Origin of the sequence: Acinetobacter schindleri (assembly GCF_010918895.1) — a bacterium.
GTDB lineage: Bacteria > Pseudomonadota > Gammaproteobacteria > Pseudomonadales > Moraxellaceae > Acinetobacter > Acinetobacter schindleri.
Genome location: NZ_CP044483.1, coordinates 826,545 through 841,949 on the forward strand (window position 1 = coordinate 826,545; position 15,405 = coordinate 841,949).

General features: G+C 43.4%; 19 protein-coding genes, 4 tRNA genes and 1 riboswitch. Of the genes, 6 read left to right on the forward strand and 17 right to left on the reverse strand.

Annotated elements, in window-relative coordinates:
• Positions 1–244: 244 nt before the first annotated feature.
• Positions 245–451: a PA3496 family putative envelope integrity protein gene (locus FSC11_RS04000; protein WP_004814888.1), complete on the forward strand. Its 207-nt coding sequence runs from the start codon at positions 245–247 to the stop codon at positions 449–451.
• Between the two features lie 72 nt (positions 452–523).
• Positions 524–1,048, forward strand: a complete 525-nt coding sequence (locus tag FSC11_RS04005; RefSeq protein ID WP_004814890.1) for a YecA/YgfB family protein — start codon at positions 524–526, stop codon at positions 1,046–1,048.
• 80 nt (positions 1,049–1,128) lie between these two features.
• Here FSC11_RS04005 and FSC11_RS04010 read toward each other — a convergent pair whose 3' ends face one another.
• From FSC11_RS04010 to trhO, 5 genes are all read right to left on the reverse strand, one after another.
• On the reverse strand, positions 1,129–1,569 hold the full coding sequence (locus FSC11_RS04010; protein WP_163165298.1) for an ABZJ_00895 family protein: 441 nt from the start codon (positions 1,567–1,569) through the stop codon (positions 1,129–1,131).
• Positions 1,570–1,754: 185 nt separating this feature from the next.
• Positions 1,755–2,177, reverse strand: coding sequence for an ABZJ_00895 family protein (locus FSC11_RS04015; RefSeq protein WP_048882393.1), 423 nt, complete (start codon positions 2,175–2,177; stop codon positions 1,755–1,757).
• 30 nt (positions 2,178–2,207) lie between these two features.
• Entirely contained in the window at positions 2,208–2,825 is a 618-nt protein-coding gene (locus FSC11_RS04020) for a DedA family protein (protein ID WP_004891933.1), read from the reverse strand.
• An 84-nt stretch (positions 2,826–2,909) separates the two neighbouring features.
• The gene (locus tag FSC11_RS04025; RefSeq protein WP_004814898.1) at positions 2,910–3,188 is read right to left on the reverse strand and encodes a hypothetical protein; all 279 of its coding nucleotides are present in this window, start codon (positions 3,186–3,188) and stop codon (positions 2,910–2,912) included.
• 205 nt (positions 3,189–3,393) lie between these two features.
• A complete protein-coding gene (gene trhO, locus FSC11_RS04030; RefSeq protein WP_004814900.1) occupies positions 3,394–4,326 on the reverse strand; it encodes an oxygen-dependent tRNA uridine(34) hydroxylase TrhO in 933 nt (310 codons plus the stop codon).
• A gap of 188 nt (positions 4,327–4,514) precedes the next feature.
• Here trhO and FSC11_RS04035 point away from each other — a divergent pair, with 188 nt between their 5' ends.
• Positions 4,515–5,003 (forward strand): DUF1289 domain-containing protein, encoded by a 489-nt coding sequence (locus FSC11_RS04035; protein ID WP_005222926.1) that lies wholly within the window; start codon positions 4,515–4,517, stop codon positions 5,001–5,003.
• A gap of 44 nt (positions 5,004–5,047) precedes the next feature.
• Positions 5,048–5,659, forward strand: coding sequence for a LysE family translocator (locus tag FSC11_RS04040; RefSeq protein ID WP_005222924.1), 612 nt, complete (start codon positions 5,048–5,050; stop codon positions 5,657–5,659).
• A gap of 66 nt (positions 5,660–5,725) precedes the next feature.
• On the opposite strand, the gene ribB is transcribed toward FSC11_RS04040, so the two are convergent.
• Complete coding sequence (ribB, locus tag FSC11_RS04045) at positions 5,726–6,385, reverse strand: 3,4-dihydroxy-2-butanone-4-phosphate synthase (protein WP_163165300.1); 660 nt, start codon at positions 6,383–6,385, stop codon at positions 5,726–5,728.
• 106 nt (positions 6,386–6,491) lie between these two features.
• Positions 6,492–6,646: riboswitch (FMN riboswitch) on the reverse strand.
• Between the two features lie 170 nt (positions 6,647–6,816).
• On the opposite strand from ribB, the gene FSC11_RS04050 reads away from it, so the two are divergent.
• Both FSC11_RS04050 and FSC11_RS04055 read left to right on the forward strand, forming a co-directional pair.
• Positions 6,817–8,622: a DUF2157 domain-containing protein gene (locus FSC11_RS04050; RefSeq protein ID WP_163165302.1), complete on the forward strand. Its 1,806-nt coding sequence runs from the start codon at positions 6,817–6,819 to the stop codon at positions 8,620–8,622.
• Entirely contained in the window at positions 8,619–9,203 is a 585-nt protein-coding gene (locus FSC11_RS04055) for a GDYXXLXY domain-containing protein (protein WP_163165304.1), read from the forward strand. The genes FSC11_RS04050 and FSC11_RS04055 overlap by 4 nt, the downstream gene beginning before the upstream one ends.
• A gap of 62 nt (positions 9,204–9,265) precedes the next feature.
• On the opposite strand, the gene panD is transcribed toward FSC11_RS04055, so the two are convergent.
• From panD to FSC11_RS04110, 11 genes are all read right to left on the reverse strand, one after another.
• Complete coding sequence (gene panD, locus FSC11_RS04060; protein WP_008307603.1) at positions 9,266–9,646, reverse strand: aspartate 1-decarboxylase; 381 nt, start codon at positions 9,644–9,646, stop codon at positions 9,266–9,268.
• A 145-nt stretch (positions 9,647–9,791) separates the two neighbouring features.
• Positions 9,792–10,373: an aminoacyl-tRNA hydrolase gene (gene pth / locus FSC11_RS04065; protein WP_163165306.1), complete on the reverse strand. Its 582-nt coding sequence runs from the start codon at positions 10,371–10,373 to the stop codon at positions 9,792–9,794.
• A 19-nt stretch (positions 10,374–10,392) separates the two neighbouring features.
• The gene (gene rplY / locus FSC11_RS04070; RefSeq protein WP_004891957.1) at positions 10,393–10,689 is read right to left on the reverse strand and encodes a 50S ribosomal protein L25; all 297 of its coding nucleotides are present in this window, start codon (positions 10,687–10,689) and stop codon (positions 10,393–10,395) included.
• Positions 10,690–10,788: 99 nt separating this feature from the next.
• Positions 10,789–11,742 (reverse strand): ribose-phosphate pyrophosphokinase, encoded by a 954-nt coding sequence (locus FSC11_RS04075; protein WP_004891961.1) that lies wholly within the window; start codon positions 11,740–11,742, stop codon positions 10,789–10,791.
• Positions 11,743–11,778: 36 nt separating this feature from the next.
• Positions 11,779–11,853, reverse strand: a tRNA-Gln gene (locus tag FSC11_RS04080).
• A 91-nt stretch (positions 11,854–11,944) separates the two neighbouring features.
• A tRNA-Gln gene (locus FSC11_RS04085) sits at positions 11,945–12,019 on the reverse strand.
• Positions 12,020–12,037: 18 nt separating this feature from the next.
• Positions 12,038–12,112, reverse strand: a tRNA-Gln gene (locus tag FSC11_RS04090).
• A 26-nt stretch (positions 12,113–12,138) separates the two neighbouring features.
• A tRNA-Gln gene (locus FSC11_RS04095) sits at positions 12,139–12,213 on the reverse strand.
• Positions 12,212–13,042: a 4-(cytidine 5'-diphospho)-2-C-methyl-D-erythritol kinase gene (gene ispE, locus FSC11_RS04100; protein WP_163165308.1), complete on the reverse strand. Its 831-nt coding sequence runs from the start codon at positions 13,040–13,042 to the stop codon at positions 12,212–12,214. Before ispE ends, FSC11_RS04095 begins: the two co-directional genes overlap by 2 nt.
• Before the next feature lie 22 nt (positions 13,043–13,064).
• Entirely contained in the window at positions 13,065–13,646 is a 582-nt protein-coding gene (gene lolB, locus FSC11_RS04105; RefSeq protein WP_163165310.1) for a lipoprotein insertase outer membrane protein LolB, read from the reverse strand.
• A gap of 7 nt (positions 13,647–13,653) precedes the next feature.
• A complete protein-coding gene (locus FSC11_RS04110; protein ID WP_163165312.1) occupies positions 13,654–15,366 on the reverse strand; it encodes a tetratricopeptide repeat protein in 1,713 nt (570 codons plus the stop codon).
• Positions 15,367–15,405 lie beyond the last annotated feature (39 nt).

Here is a 15,405-nt window from a genome sequence, read left to right on the forward strand (position 1 = left end):
TTAAGATGGGGATGAATTTGTTATTTTCAAGTCCAGCCCCGGCGTATCTGTATCTGACCAAAAATATAATAGTCAAAAAATATAAGGACGCAGGGTGGATTATATCATGCCATACAATTTACTTGGAAAAAAGCCCTATTTACAAATTTAAGATACTAAATTTTAAATAAAACTTGACAAGTATTTTTAGGCAAGATAAATAGCGCCTAGGACCCTTTACATTTTTCACAATGAGGTAGTTTTAGTGTCTTCTACAGATTTTGAACTAGATGATAACTACGGTGATGATGATGTTAGCTTCGATGAGGCTTCCAGCAAGCTCAGCGCAAAAGAGTCGTTGGAAAAACGTCGTCTGATTGATGACCTGTTGACTCAACGCCGCCTCGAGCGCGAACTCAAAGATTTTGACTACGACTTCGACGATGACGATGACTTCGACGACGAAGATTAAGCAATTCGGATTTAGCATGGCCTGAATAAATGCTATGCTAGGCCTTTCGGAATTTCTAAGTTTGGATATTAGATGAGTGCTTTAGATTTAGACCTGTTGAGTGACTATCTGGATGGCGACCAAAATGAGTATGGTCTGGATTTCGCGGCAACTCACGGTTTCCTGTGTGCAATTGCAGTAGGTCCGCAGTTTGACAGATGGCTGGATGAGCTTTTTGATAACAATCAGAAAAAAGTTCCAGCAGCAATCATCGAACAGGTTAAAGTATGGCTGGAGTCTATCCGTCAAAGCTTGGCCAATGAAGAAGGCATCACTTTCCCGTTTGAAATCGAGGAAGCAGATACCGAATCAAGTCTTGGTGACTGGAGTGTGGGCTTTGTTGATGCCATGTTCCTGAACGAAGAAGCATGGTTTGCAGAAGAATTTGAAGAACAGCTGGTGGATTTAACCCTGCCAATCATGGTCTTCAGTGGGATTGATGAAGAAGACCCACAAATGGAAACTTTCCGTCGTAACGGCCAGTTAATGGACGAGCTTGCGGAAGAAATTCCAGAAAACCTCAATGAATTGTACCTGATGTATCATACACCAGATTAATTCTCCCAAATCAAAAAAGCACCTTCGGGTGCTTTTTTCATATTTGCTTTTTTATATATCTGTGATTTTAAGCTAAGCAGTTATTCCTTGGCCTGTTTTTTTGCTTCCAGACCTTTAAGAGCGCTTTTACTCATCCAGCCGAAACATAAGGCAAGGACAACATATTGAATCGCCAAGCCTAGCAGCAATACGCTTATCCAGATGCCAAAAGATAAAGATTCCAGTATACCGAGGATAATTTCCCGTTGTTCTGCAATACCCAATATTGATAAGGATAAGATCAAGCCAATTAGCACGCTAATGCCTAGACACCCCCAAATTAACTGTTTTTTCTCTATAGCACTTGGTAGACGTTGTTGATCCTGAACAAATTTGATCGCTGCCGCTGCCCCTGCACCGAATAATGCTGGGATGGCAGTGCTGCTGCCAGGCAAATCGATAAACATATTTAAACCAGCGACAATCAGAATCGCGACTAGATAAACTATGGTGAAATAGCCAAAATATTTTTTAATCATCATTTTTATCTCGAATATTGTATTTTTATTGTTGTTGTTTGTGTGGTTAAAAATGGGAAACGCTATACCAACAAGTTTGTTTATTTTAATAATTTGCTCGAATATTCGGCAAGATAAATTAAAAGAATACGACGAATGTCACGTGAAGCATAGAAGGATCACGTGACATGATTTGAACTAGATTGAAATTAAGCATGTTTCTTTGGCTGTTTAGCCAAGCTATAGCGGGTATAGCCATGATAGGCGACATGAAACAGGGCAGCATGCAAGGCAATCAAGGCAGCGACAATAAATGAATTTGGGCCTCGGCCTGTATAATTCATTCGGCGTAGAATTTCCTCGGTATAAGGGTGCAGCCAGATCATCACCAAGATAAAAATAAAGCCGAGGCTCATGGCAATAATGGTAGAGCCCCAGACCAAGGTATTTTTTTCCTTGGCGTCAGGTACACGCAGTTCCTTATGCACAAAATGCCGGGCACTCAAGAATGCTGCTGCAATTAATGCAGGAATGAAGATAATGGCACCCAAGTTTAACCAATACACAATCATGCCGACCAAAACCAGCAAGGCAAGATAAACGGCTGCAAAATATTTAAGATAATGCGACATCGTTCTGGCCTCCTTAACAGGACTTACTGTTCAGGATGGACGATTTTTACGTTGATGTCTACGGTACAGAACCCAGCCGATAATAATCGCTACAATTGCAATAATGATGTAACTGACCTTGCTAAAAATCTGATGCATCAAGTTCTGATTTTCGCCGAAATAAAATCCAACACAGGCCAGGAAAGTCGTCCAGATGATTGTTCCCAAGCTGCTATAAAACATGAATTTCCAGAAGGGCATACGACTCATTCCAGCAGGAATACTGATCAGGGAGCGCACTGCGGGAATCATACGTCCAGCAAAAACAATGCGATGACCATACTGCTCGAACCATGCTAAAGATTTTTTTACATCATCAGATTTAATAAACAGATATTTACCATAGCGGTCGACAAATCTGAAAATCGATTCATGACTGAATTTATAACCAATCCAGTAAAGTAAGGCAGCAGCCAGCAGGGAGCCGAGGCAACCCGCAATGATCACGCCGACCAGTACTAATTGACCTTGGGACGCGGAATAGCCCGCAGATGGCATAATGATTTCAGAGGGAATAGGCGGGAAGACATTGTCGAGGAACATGAGCAAGGCAATACCCCAATAGCCCAGCTGTTCCATAATAGAAATAATCCAGTCAGTCAGATTCATAAGCAGCAGTTAATTGAAAATACTGCTTTTATCCTACGGAGTATTCCAGAATGGGTAAAGTAGATAAATTGTAGATCGCACAAATTAGCTATGCGTGAGAGTATAGATATAAACTCGACGCAGCAGATAGGCACTGAATACTGGCAATATACTTAATAGCAAAAATTGCACGATGCCAGTGTTGATGTGATAGCCAATAAATAGCGCTAAGATCGCACCAATAACAGTTCCTAGCACAACAATAAAAAGATGTGATTCATGTTCCAGCTGGTCCATGACTTCAACAGTCCGCTGTACTTTTACCTGATCCTTGCGTTGAAACTGAACAATATTATCTTCATATTTTGCGTAGGATTTTGCCATTTTGTGTTCCTTTTCATATAAAAAATATATTTAGTAATTAAACACTTAGGTGGAAAATGATTACTGCATATAGATTATCAAGACTTTTTCTTTTTAAAGGGGAATCTTGGTAAAAGCGTGTTGAGATTTTTATTTAGATTGTGAAGTTTGTGTAAAAAAAAGCCCTCAAATGAGGGCTTTTATACATCTAGTTACATTCTACACATTATAAACGTTTACGTTTTGCAGCGAGGATTTGTGACTGACGCATACGGAAGCCTTCTTTTTGCTTCTCAGTTGTTTTGTCAATACAGTACACACAAGATACACCGTGTTCATAGCTTGGTAATGCTGCTTCCTCGGGAGTGAGTGGCCAGCCACATGCGTGACATTTAGTATTTTGGCCTTCTTCCATACCGTGAGTCACGGCAGTACGGCCATCAAATACGAAACACTCACCTTCCCATAGGCTCTCTTCTGGTGGGGTTTCTTCCAGATATTTCAAAATACCACCTTTCAGGTGATAAACCTCAGTAAAGCCTTCTTGAAGAAGTAAAGAGGTCGATTTTTCACAACGGATCCCGCCTGTACAGAACATGGCAATTTTCTTGTCTTTGTGCTGTTCCAAATTCTGTTTCACGTATTCCGGGAATTCGCGGAAAGTTTCAGTTTTCGGGTCAATCGCACCCTTAAATGTACCGGCCTTGTATTCGTAGTCATTACGGGTATCGACCAGAATCACGTCATCACGCGCAATCAGCTCATTCCATTCTTTAGGATCAAGGTAATGACCGACAAGATCACGTGGCTTAACAGGTACCCCTAACGTCACGATTTCTTTCTTCAGTTTGATCTTCATTTTACGGAATGGCTTGTCAGAGCTATGAGACTCCTTGTATTCCATTTCGTTGAAGCCTTCGTTTAGAAGGAACTGATGTACTTTGTCGATGGCTTCACGGTTACCTGCAACGGTACCGTTGATGCCTTCGCCTGCCACAATTAGAGTACCGCAAAGGTCGATGGTTTTTACCAGGTCAAGGAGGCGTTGTTGAAGACCTGCGGGGTCTTGAACTTCCTTAAATTGATAAAGTGCGGCAACAACCCAACCAGTCGTCGCTTGCTGTTCTACAGGTGCAAGCTGTTCTACAGTAGCGTTCATGGAATACTCCAACGTAGCATGATATTTGAAAGGCGCACATTTTAACGTGATTTGCATGATTATGCGAGTAAAACCCATAGCATTTATAGGGACTTCAATTCATGCAGGAGAGCGTGTATAGTCTTGCCCGACCCGGTATTATTGCAGACCTGCCTGTGCTGAAATGATCAGCAATGTTGGAGTAAGTTTTGAGTTCAGATCGTCGTATTGCATCTTTAACCCCATGTGCAGGGCGTTGCTCGACCGTATTTGGTGATGCGGTATGTCGCGGTTGTCGCCGTTTTAATCATGAAGTGATTCAGTGGAATACCTATACGGCTGAACAGCATAACGCAGTATGGCAACGTCTGGATGCTCAACTTGATCAGATTCTAGTCCCGATGCTGCCTCTGGCAGATATGGCTCATGTCGAGAAATTTGTATTGTCCAAGCGGGTGCGGTTGCGTGATGATGCCAGTAAAGGGCGTAAGCTCTACCATGCATTAAAATTGTGTGAAAAAAACCGGCATTTGACTGATGAGAGTGGCCTAGGTATTCATTACAAACAGGTACGTCCGATTTGGGATGAATTTGAACGTCGAGTATTGGCATTGGCAAAAGCCAGTTATGATCTGGCATTCTTGCGTGCTGATGGGATGAGTCAGCATCTGATCCAGATGGAAGAAGAGGACGAGTAGGTCCTCTTTTTTTATACTGACTATATTAGACAAGGAGGAATGGGGTGAATATTACCGAATATCTGCTGTATTGTCTGGCCGTAGTAATCATGATCGCGACGCCCGGACCAGTAATGTTACTGGTCGCTAGTGCCGGGCTCAAAGGCGGCTATAAGCATGCCTTGCAGACTATTTTCGGAACTAACTTTGCCTCACTGGTTCTGATTGGTTTATCCATTCTCAGTCTAAAAGGTCTTCTGGTTGTTAACGAAAACTGGCTGAATGGCATTAAGCTACTTGGCTGTTTGTATATTGCCTGGCTGGGAATTCAGATTTTCAGGGAAGTCTGGCAAGGGCAGGGATCAACTGGACCACAAAGCCTGCAGCCTGTACAGGGCGGCTTTCGTACCGGTTTTCTGGTAGGTATTTCTAATCCCAAGGATATTATTTTCTTTGCCGCCTTTTTTCCGCAATTTATAGGCATTAGCCCAAACCTCGATTTAAGCTTGGTGATTCTGACAATTAGCTGGATTGTTCTGGATTTCCTCACCCTGTCACTGGTGTATCTGGGTTTTCAGCGATTATCTCGGTCTCAGCTTTATCCGCATTTACTGGGGCTATGCGGCTTGATCTTGTTAATGGTTGCTTTATATGGGATTTATTCCATCTTCAGTTAATTCAATCAATATATACGACACAAAAAATCCCGGACCAAATGCCGGGATTTTCTTTTTTAAATAGACTTATATATTGTGTTGATGACGGTACTGTACCAGTTCATCAATAGTAATTAGGGTCAGTTGATGCGTCTGCGCATACGAGAGCACCTGAATACCAGAAGCCATGCTGCCATCTGGATTAGTCAGTTCACACAACACGCCGGCAGGTTTTAAACCAGCCAGACGCGCAAGGTCAATAGTACCTTCAGTATGACCACGCCGGGTTAAGACACCACCTTCACGGGCGCGTAATGGGAATACATGACCAGGACGATTCAGATCACTGGCAACTGCACCGTCTTTAATCGCTGTTTTAATTGTAGTCGTGCGGTCTTTGGCAGAAACACCGGTTGTTACACCCTCTGCTGCTTCAATACTTACAGTAAAGGCAGTTTTAAACTGACTAGAGTTATCTTGTACCATTGGTGGCAACTCTAAATGATTTGCCAGCTCATCAGTCAGACATAAGCAAACGATGCCTGAACCATCACGAATCATACGCGCCATGGTTTCTACAGTTAAAGTTTCAGCTGCCACAATCAGATCGGCTTCATTTTCACGGTCAAAATCATCCATGACCAGGACAGGTTTTCCTTGGCGGAGATCTTCGAGTGCCTGAAGGATACGTTGTTCAGCAGGGGCCAAAGCAGAAAAGAAAATTTCGGGTTGAATCAAACTTGACATTGAAATGCTCACCTAAACTAAAAATATGATTGAACATTTCAGGACTGAGTGAAAATAGGCTTATAGCAAAGACAGGTGTATGCACGGCATACAGCCTTGGTGCTGCTTTCGTCTTCTTTCATCCGGACTATACCGTCGGCTCTGGATTTGCACCAGATCTGCAGATCAATCGAAATTGACCGCTCGTGGGCTGATTCAAGCCTAATTATAAAAAGCTGAAATTACCACCGGTGGGGAATCACACCCCGCCCTGAAGCGATGTAGGAGCATTATAGTCCTGATTTTAAAAAGATGGGATGGTTGAAATGGAAAGTAATTTGCAGAATTTTAGATAAACAAAACAGATAATCTGAATTACCCAAGTTTTTAGCAAAATACTGGAAACATGCTATGGTGTGAGGAAGATTAGAAATCCTTCAATCATTCTAACAATGCATAAAACTGAGCTGATCCGAAATAATCAATTTTCGCCCTTGCTGTTCTGCAATGTAGAAGTACTACGTTATTTAAAAATCTTGGGCTTGGCACTCATCACGGTCAGTTTGCTGTATTTAATGGCAGCGAACTGGTGGATGCTGCCGGATCCGGTTCAGCTGGCAATCCCGATGCTGATTTTACTCTGTAGTGCAGCAGCAAGTGTTTACTTCGACCAGCAGGAATGGGTGAGACAGAGTCTGGATACGGTATCTGGTCTCATGCTGGGTTTAAGTCTGGCAGTGATTGGGCAGATTTATCAAACTGGCGCAGATAGTTATCTGTTATTTTTGCTCTGGTCAGCCTTGCTCTTACCATGGCTCTATCGCTCCAATATTGGCATTTTTGTCATGCTTTGCGTAGTGAGCCAGCTGACGTTTTATCTGTATTTTAAACAGAGCTTCTGGATGGGAAGAGCAGAAGGGCTGTATTTGCTCGGTCTAAATTTGCTGACAGCACTTAGCTTTGCGTATGCCATGCGCTATTACGCGCTGCTACGTTTTCTGTTTATCGCATTTGTGATCGTGATTTCGATCAGCAGCATGATGCAGTTTATTCATCACTCTAAGCTGATCTATTTAGCTTCTTCAGTTGTTTTACCGACAGGTGCCGCATTTTATTTTTATAGGAAACATCAGGCGCTAGAAGCCATTCTTCTCATTGCAGGTTTGGCTGCCAGTGTGAGCTTATGGGTATTTGAACTGGTTGAAAATCAACTGACCAATTCAGCTACTGGACTATTTGTGCTAGCTGTGCTGATTTTTGGCTGGTTTGCCTTAATTAGTTTTGCTTTAAATAGAATTTTTCCACAAACCAAATTCTCCGTGATTCCTCTGGCACTCGGTGCTTGGATTTCCGGGATTATTCTTGCAGTCCTGTTACTGACTTACTGGGAAGCCTTTTCGATCTTAATGGGGATCATCTTTATAGGCATCGCCTGGAAACTGCTGGGTCAGCAGACTTCAGTTTTTATGCGCCAGTTTGCCTATTGCTTGTGGATCTGTGGTCAGGCAGCAGTTTTAATTCATACAGAACTGCTCACCGACAGTATGTTTGTAGTCTTGCTGCTGCAATTATTAATGCTGGGGCTTACTACCATCAAACGGATGCACTGGTCTATTTTGACCCTGCAGCTGCTGATTACCCATGCATTAGCAATCGTGGTTCTGGTCTTAGAGAATTCTTTTAAACATGATGACATGGTGATCAGTATCATACTCAGCTTGAACTATGTCATTTTCATCGGACTATTCCTAACAGCGCGTTATTGGCAATCTTCGCATTATCAGAAAAGTATCTTTCTCTGGATGATCGCCATGCTGACAGGTTCAGCGGTGGTTCAGGCAGTGACCGGATTAGAGCACTGGCAGAGCATCGGACAGATCAGCTTTGACCAAGTCCTGCTGTTTTATATTTTTCCGAGCTTATTGTTGTTCAGTTTTATTTGGCAAAATAGAAAGCAATTTTCTGAAAAATGGCTGTGGTTAATTCCGGTTCTGGGTTTATTACTGATCCTGCTGGGCTATTTTGAAATTTTTATCATTATGCTGCTCATGGCTTGGGCTGTAGTCTATCAGCAGCGACTGATTCAAGCCCTGTCGATTTTATTGCTGATCTTCTGGTTATGGATGCTGTATTACAATCTGGGGCTGAGTTTCCTGGTAAAGAGCCTCACGATTTTCATCTCAGGTCTTATGGTTTGGTGCATGGTCTATGGCTTAAAGCAGGTAAGGATTAGACCTGGTCAGGAGGAAACTGCATGAAAAAGTTTCTTCCTCTGATTCTGGCCGGATTCAGTATTCTGCTCTTTGTGGGATTGATCCTGAAACATGAACATCATTTAGTGAACAGCCAGTCCATTTTCGTCGAGCTTGCTCCGGTCGATCCGCGCTCAATCTTGCAAGGCGATTATATGGTACTGAATTATGAGCTGCATTTCGAGGGTGATGCTGAAGGGGATCGTGGAGAAGAGGATAGTTTACCGGATAAGAAAATTGCAGCCTTAGAAAAGCGTATTCAGGATCAGACACATCTTCTAAGCTATATACAGCTAGATGATCAGCATCGTGTGATTCAAACCAGCCTGGATAAAAGTCTTTTGAAAATTGCTCCAGAAACTTCAATGTCACTTATTTTAAAAAATCCTTCCAACCGATTAGCCAATTTATATCCGGCAGCGAATAGCTTTCTGTTTGCAGAAGGATTGGAGCCATGCTACCGCAACGCAAAATATGCCGAGATTAAAGTTAAATATAATGGACAGGCTTTATTGGCGAATCTGGTGGATCAGAATCTGCGAGCTTTAAATTGCGAAAGCCAGAAAGACTGGGTACAGGGCAGTTAATTAGGATCTATTTTTAGAAGTATTTCTCAATAAAAAAGCCCGCATCATTGCGGGCTTTTTAATTAAGCTACTTGCACAGGAATACAGTTCGCTGTGTGGTTCACCGTGTTGTCTGGATTTGCATAGACAAGGCGTGGTTTGTGGGCATTTGCTTCAGCTTCAGTGAAATCACCGAATGTAGCAATAATTACGATATCACCAACATCAGCCTGATGCGCAGCACCACCATTCACTGAAATGATGCCTGAATTGTCTTCGCCACGAATTGCATAAGTTGCAAAACGTTTACCATTGGTCACGTTCCACACATGAATTTCTTCGTATTCACGAATGCCAGCCAAATCCATCAAAACGCCATCAATTGCACATGAACCTTCATAGTGTAGTTCTGCATGTGTAACGTGAGCACGGTGAATTTTGCATTTTAATAAACGAGATAGCATGGCTAGCGTCCCCTGAGTTGACCTAAGAGTTTGATCATTTGGTTAAATCAATCTTGCTTGCTGTATGGTGAACAATCGAGCAAACGCATTTTGCTCTGAAATGCGTAAGATGGCAAGAAAGATTATTCAACAATTTATAGAATGATCAGTTTGGTTTATAGGCATTGATTTGGTTCATGGCCTGTTGTACTTCACCATTGACCAGCATCTTGATGCGATTCATGGCATGTGCAATCGCGTCATCCATTAAAGTCTGCTCACTGTTCGGTGCCTTACTCAGCACATGACCGGACACGCGTTCCTTAGAACCTGGGTGACCAATACCGATACGTAAGCGATGGAAGTTCGGACCGATGTGCGGCACGATATCGCGCAAACCATTGTGACCACCATGACCACCGCCAGTTTTCAGGCGAATGATTCCTGGATTCATATCCAGCTCATCATGTGCGATCAGGATTGACTCAGGAGCGATATTATAGAATTTGGCAAAGGGAACAACACTTTTACCAGAAAGATTCATGAATGTTGTTGGAAGAAGTAGACGAACGTCTTGGCCTTCGATATTGCCACGACCGCTAAATCCATTGAATTTTGGGTCTTTTTTGAGGGAAATGCCATATTGGTCTGCAAGGCGTTCTACGAACCAGAAGCCTGCATTATGGCGGGTCTGGGCATACTCAGAACCTGGGTTGCCCAAACCTACAATCAGTGAAATATTTGACACTAATTTATACCATCAACACTTATGCGCGTTTGAAGTCAGCGTGCATAGGTGTGTTTTTAGCTGGGTGACGTTGAAGCGCTTGGATTTTAACGCTTTCAGTTTTGCCGTCGATGTTGATTTCAACAACTTCTTCGAAGAAAGCGTTGCTTTCTAAAGCTTTAACAAGCTCACGAAGTTCAAGAGTAACAGCTACAGGAGCAGCTTCGCCACCGTAGATGATTGCAGGCACTTTGTTTTGAAGACGAAGGCGGCGGCTCGCACCTTTCCCTTGTACTGCTTCTTCACGTGCTGCTGCGTTTAATACGAAGTTTGCCATGATAGACATCCTATTTAAGTTTAAATGAACCAGACTTGCGACCAGTCCGGTGATAGAAAGCCCCGCCAAATGGCAGGGCTTTGGAAATTCAGCGCTATATTATAGATAAGAATCGAACATTGCGCTAATAGATTCTTCGTTGTTAATACGACGAATTGTTTCAGCAACCATGCTTGCTACTGAAACCTGGCGAATCTTACCAAGAGATAAAGCTTCTTCTGAAAGCGGAATGGTATCAGTTACAACCAGTTCGTCGATTACAGAATTTTTAAGATTTTCAATCGCTTTACCAGACAGTACCGGGTGAGTTGCGTAAGCCACAACTTTACGAGCACCGAAAGTTTTCAATGCATCAGCTGCTTTGCAAAGCGTACCCGCTGTATCCACCATGTCATCAACAATGACACAGTCACGATCTTTTACATCACCAATCAAATGCATCACTTGTGATTCATTCGCTTTTTGACGACGTTTATCGATGATTGCCAGGTCGATATCACCCATCTGTTTCGCAACAGCACGAGCACGTACTACACCACCCACGTCAGGAGAAACAACCATCAGGTTATGATGCTGTTGTTGACGTAAGTCAGCAAGCAATGCTGGAGTACCGTAGATGTTGTCTACAGGGATATCGAAGAAGCCTTGGATTTGGTCAGCATGAAGGTCGATCATCACTACACGGTCAATACCCACAGTCGTCAGCATATCTGCAACAACTTTTGCGGTAATTGGTACACGGGTAGAACGAGGACGACGGTCTTGACGGGCATAACCGAAGTAAGGAATAACGGCGGTAATACGACCAGCACTTGCACGACGCAGCGCGTCAGCCATCACGAGGACTTCCATTAGGTTGTCGTTCGTTGGGGCACAAGTAGGTTGTACGATAAATACGTCTTTACCACGTACATTCTCAGTGATTTCTACAGCAATTTCACCATCAGAAAAGGTAGAAACAGATGCAGCACCTAGAGGAATGTGTAAATGGCTTACGACTTTTTGAGCGAATTGTGGATGCGCGGTTCCACTAAAAACGACAAGATTGGGCATGAAGCACCCTTGGCGGTTAGGAAATATGGGAATAGATGGCAGGGGTAGCTGGATTCGAACCAACGGATGGCGAGATCAAAACCCGCTGCCTTACCACTTGGCGATACCCCTAATGCGGCAGAACTTTAATATTTTTGCGGTATTGTGTCAAGGTAAATTAACACTCTTACTGCAAAACCATGTCCTGTCTTTTTTGAGAAAATGGCAGGGGCGGCTGGATTCGAACCAACGGATGGCGAGATCAAAACCCGCTGCCTTACCACTTGGCGACGCCCCTAATTTGATGACTGTAAAATGGCAGGGGCGGCTGGATTCGAACCAACGGATGGCGAGATCAAAACCCGCTGCCTTACCACTTGGCGACGCCCCTACTACAGTACATCTACAGGTGAAAAATGGCAGGGGTAGCTGGATTCGAACCAACGGATGGCGAGATCAAAACCCGCTGCCTTACCACTTGGCGATACCCCTAACAAACCTTAAAATGACGTAATGGTGATTCTTGTAAACTATTCACCAAGTAAGCTTTACATGGTGCATTTTCAAGAATGTTGGTTACATTCATCTTTTCAGTTACTTCGATAAACACGCAGGCACCTGTACCTGTAAGCTTTGCAACACCGAACTGGTCGAGATACTGCATTGCTTCATCGACTTCAGGATATAAGCTTCTTGCCAGTGGCTCAAAGTTATTTCCGAAATCAGATGGCGTTATCTGATAGGCGCAAAATTTAGAGCTCTTCGTGTCTCTTGTCAACGTTTTTTGTGAAAAAAGCAGTTGAGTGCTGATAAAACAGTCAGGTTTGAGCACAATGAACTGTTTTTGATCTAAGTCAATGAATGTTAAGTGTTCACCGATGCCTTCTGCCCATGCATTTCGGCCATGAACAAAAATCGGCACGTCGGCACCAAGTTTGACACCCAGTTCAGCTAGCTGCTCAATTGTTAGCCCACAATCCCAAAGCTGGTTCACTACAATTAAAGTGGTGGCAGCATTCGATGAACCACCACCCAGTCCTGCACCCATCGGAATATTTTTTTCCAGACGGATTTTTAGACCGGAATAAGCTTTTGCATAAGGTTTAAGCACCTGAGTCGCACGATAGATCAGATTTTGTTCCAGATCGACAGATGCCAGTCCTTCAATCTGAATATGCTTATCTGCAGTTTGCTCAAACTCCAGCCAGTCGCACAAATCAATCAGCTGAAAAATACTTTGCAGCTCATGATAACCATCTGGTCGGCGACCCGTAATGTGGAGAAACAAATTCAGTTTAGAAGGCGAGGGAACACGAATCATGGTTAAGTTTCAATCAAATGCATTAACGATTTTGAATCACCATTGTAATACGGTTTTCGCCCCCATTCCCAAGTGTCTGTTTTAAAATCAGGCGGTTTGGCAGACGTGCCTGTGCTGCATAACTGAGATCCACGGTCCAGCCATCTTCAATAATCTGGCTGATGCGTTGAGTATCATCTTTTTGCAATTGGGCATTGCTGGTCGCAGGACGAGCCTGTACCCAATCGACCAGATGGGTAATCGGTGCCTGCCAGCCAGTTGCACGTTGCAGTAGCTCTTCTGGTGTAGCAGCTTTAATCAGACCTGTTTTGGCACTATTCAGTGAAACTTGACCAGGTTGGCCAGAAATCTGGGTTTTGCCTACGCCTAGAATACCCGTCAGTTCAATATCAAATTGTTCCTGCTGCTGTGCCCAGGTAAAGAAGGCACTGCCACTTTGTTGTGGGGTACGCACACCAATCTTGCCTTGGAGCTGGAATTCATTTTCAACAGTTGGAATTGCCGATGTGGCAGGTTGTTTCGGTTGCGCAATCTGCTGACAACCGGTCAGAATCAAAGTGCCTGATGCAAGGAAGCAACAGGCCAGCTGGCTAAGCTTAGGCATAATAGAATTAACTCGTTTTCATCGGTGGTGATAACAATAACGAATGAAGCTGCTTTAATTCAGGATCATCCGGATAATTTTGTTGTAATTGTTTAAAGACTTGTTGGAATTGTTCAATATCACCGTTCATGTACAGTGAGCGAGCCAGTCGTACGCCAATTTTTGCGCTCGGATTCAGGTTGTAAGCTTTTTCCCAAGCTAGAGCAGCAGTAGCAAAGTCATTTTGCTGATAGCAGATAAAGCCGAAGGTATCTAAAATCGAGGCTTGCTCAGGAGCATATTCCAGTGCTTGCTCGACATAACGACGGGCTTCTTCCAGACGACGGTTCTGCATTGCCAGTGTATAGGCATAGGCATTCAAATAAGCTGGATTATTCGGTTCAATATCCAATAAGCGTTTCAGCAACTGATCGAGCAGAAGACGATCCTGATGTGGATCTAACAATAGTACTTGAGCATAGACCAGTTCCGGATCATCTGGCAGATTGTTACTGGCTTCCTCCAGTAGACGCAGGGCAGCTTTCTTGTTGTCCATCTTCTTTAAGATATCTGCCTGAGCCAGATACAGGAAACTGGCATGTTGTGGATAATTAACCCGTTCCTGGGTCAGGAAACGCAGGGCATCTGTCAGTTTTTCCTGCTTGCTGAAGATAGAGATCATGTTACGCCTGGAAACGGTATACAGGCTGCCATCCACCAGACGGTAATAGGCTTTGGCAGTTTCATAATGCTGCTTACGCTCGGCATTGATCGCCAAATAATAATAAGCTTCATTCTGATACTGATCTGAGTAGCGCAGTTCGACCAAATATTTTTCTGCTTTGTCGTACTCTTCAAGGTCAATACTGGTCAGGCCTGCAATAAATAAGGCCTCTTCATGCGTAGGCCATTTTTTTAGAATAGTTTCCAGTTTTTGCAGGGCTAATCTAGTTTCATTGAGCTTGATCAGGTATTTGACTTCAGCCAGGCGCACTTCGATATTGTTGCGGTTTTTGTTGCTGGCTTTTTCATACCATTTTAAGGTCTGTTCCTGGTCATCTAAGGCCTGTAACAGATTGGCCTTCAGCAGAATATAGCCTGTCGATTTCGGGCGTTTCTTGAGCGCGCGGTTGATGGTTCCTAATGCTTGTTCAAATTGGCCATTCTGAGCTTCCAGACCTGCAACGAGTACCAAAATAGAAGGGTTATTTTTAGCTTTACTGGAACTCAGTGCCTGTATCAGATAATTTCGATCTTCAGCATCTGTTGGAGCGATTCCCGCCAGGATTTCTTCCAGATCAGCACTGTCATCAATCTGTAAAATTTTGTCCAGAGTTTCGGCTGCCAGTTCATATTCATGGGCTTTTAAAGCGATATGCGCCAGATAGAACATAGCAGGTACATCTTGTGGTTCCTGAACTACCCAATGTGTCGAAATATCAAGGGCTGCACGCAGATCATCATGTTCCAAAGCAACATTCAAGGCACGCTGTTTTACTGTGGTGGAATTGCTCTTGATGGCCAGCACAGTATAGTTATGTAGTGCAGTTGGAATGTCATTAGAAGCTAAAGCAAACTCGGCGATCATGCTCTGTTTTATTGCTTCATAATCTGGGTTGGCATGGTAAACTGTTCCTGCTGCCTGAAGCTGGGCAGTGGAAGCCATGCTACCCACAAGTAAGAATGTGGTAGAATATTGCTTAATTGTATGGCCGTGACCACGGCTGTTGATATATCGCAATTTTTTCTTGATCCAAGTAATGCTTTTTATGACACCGAT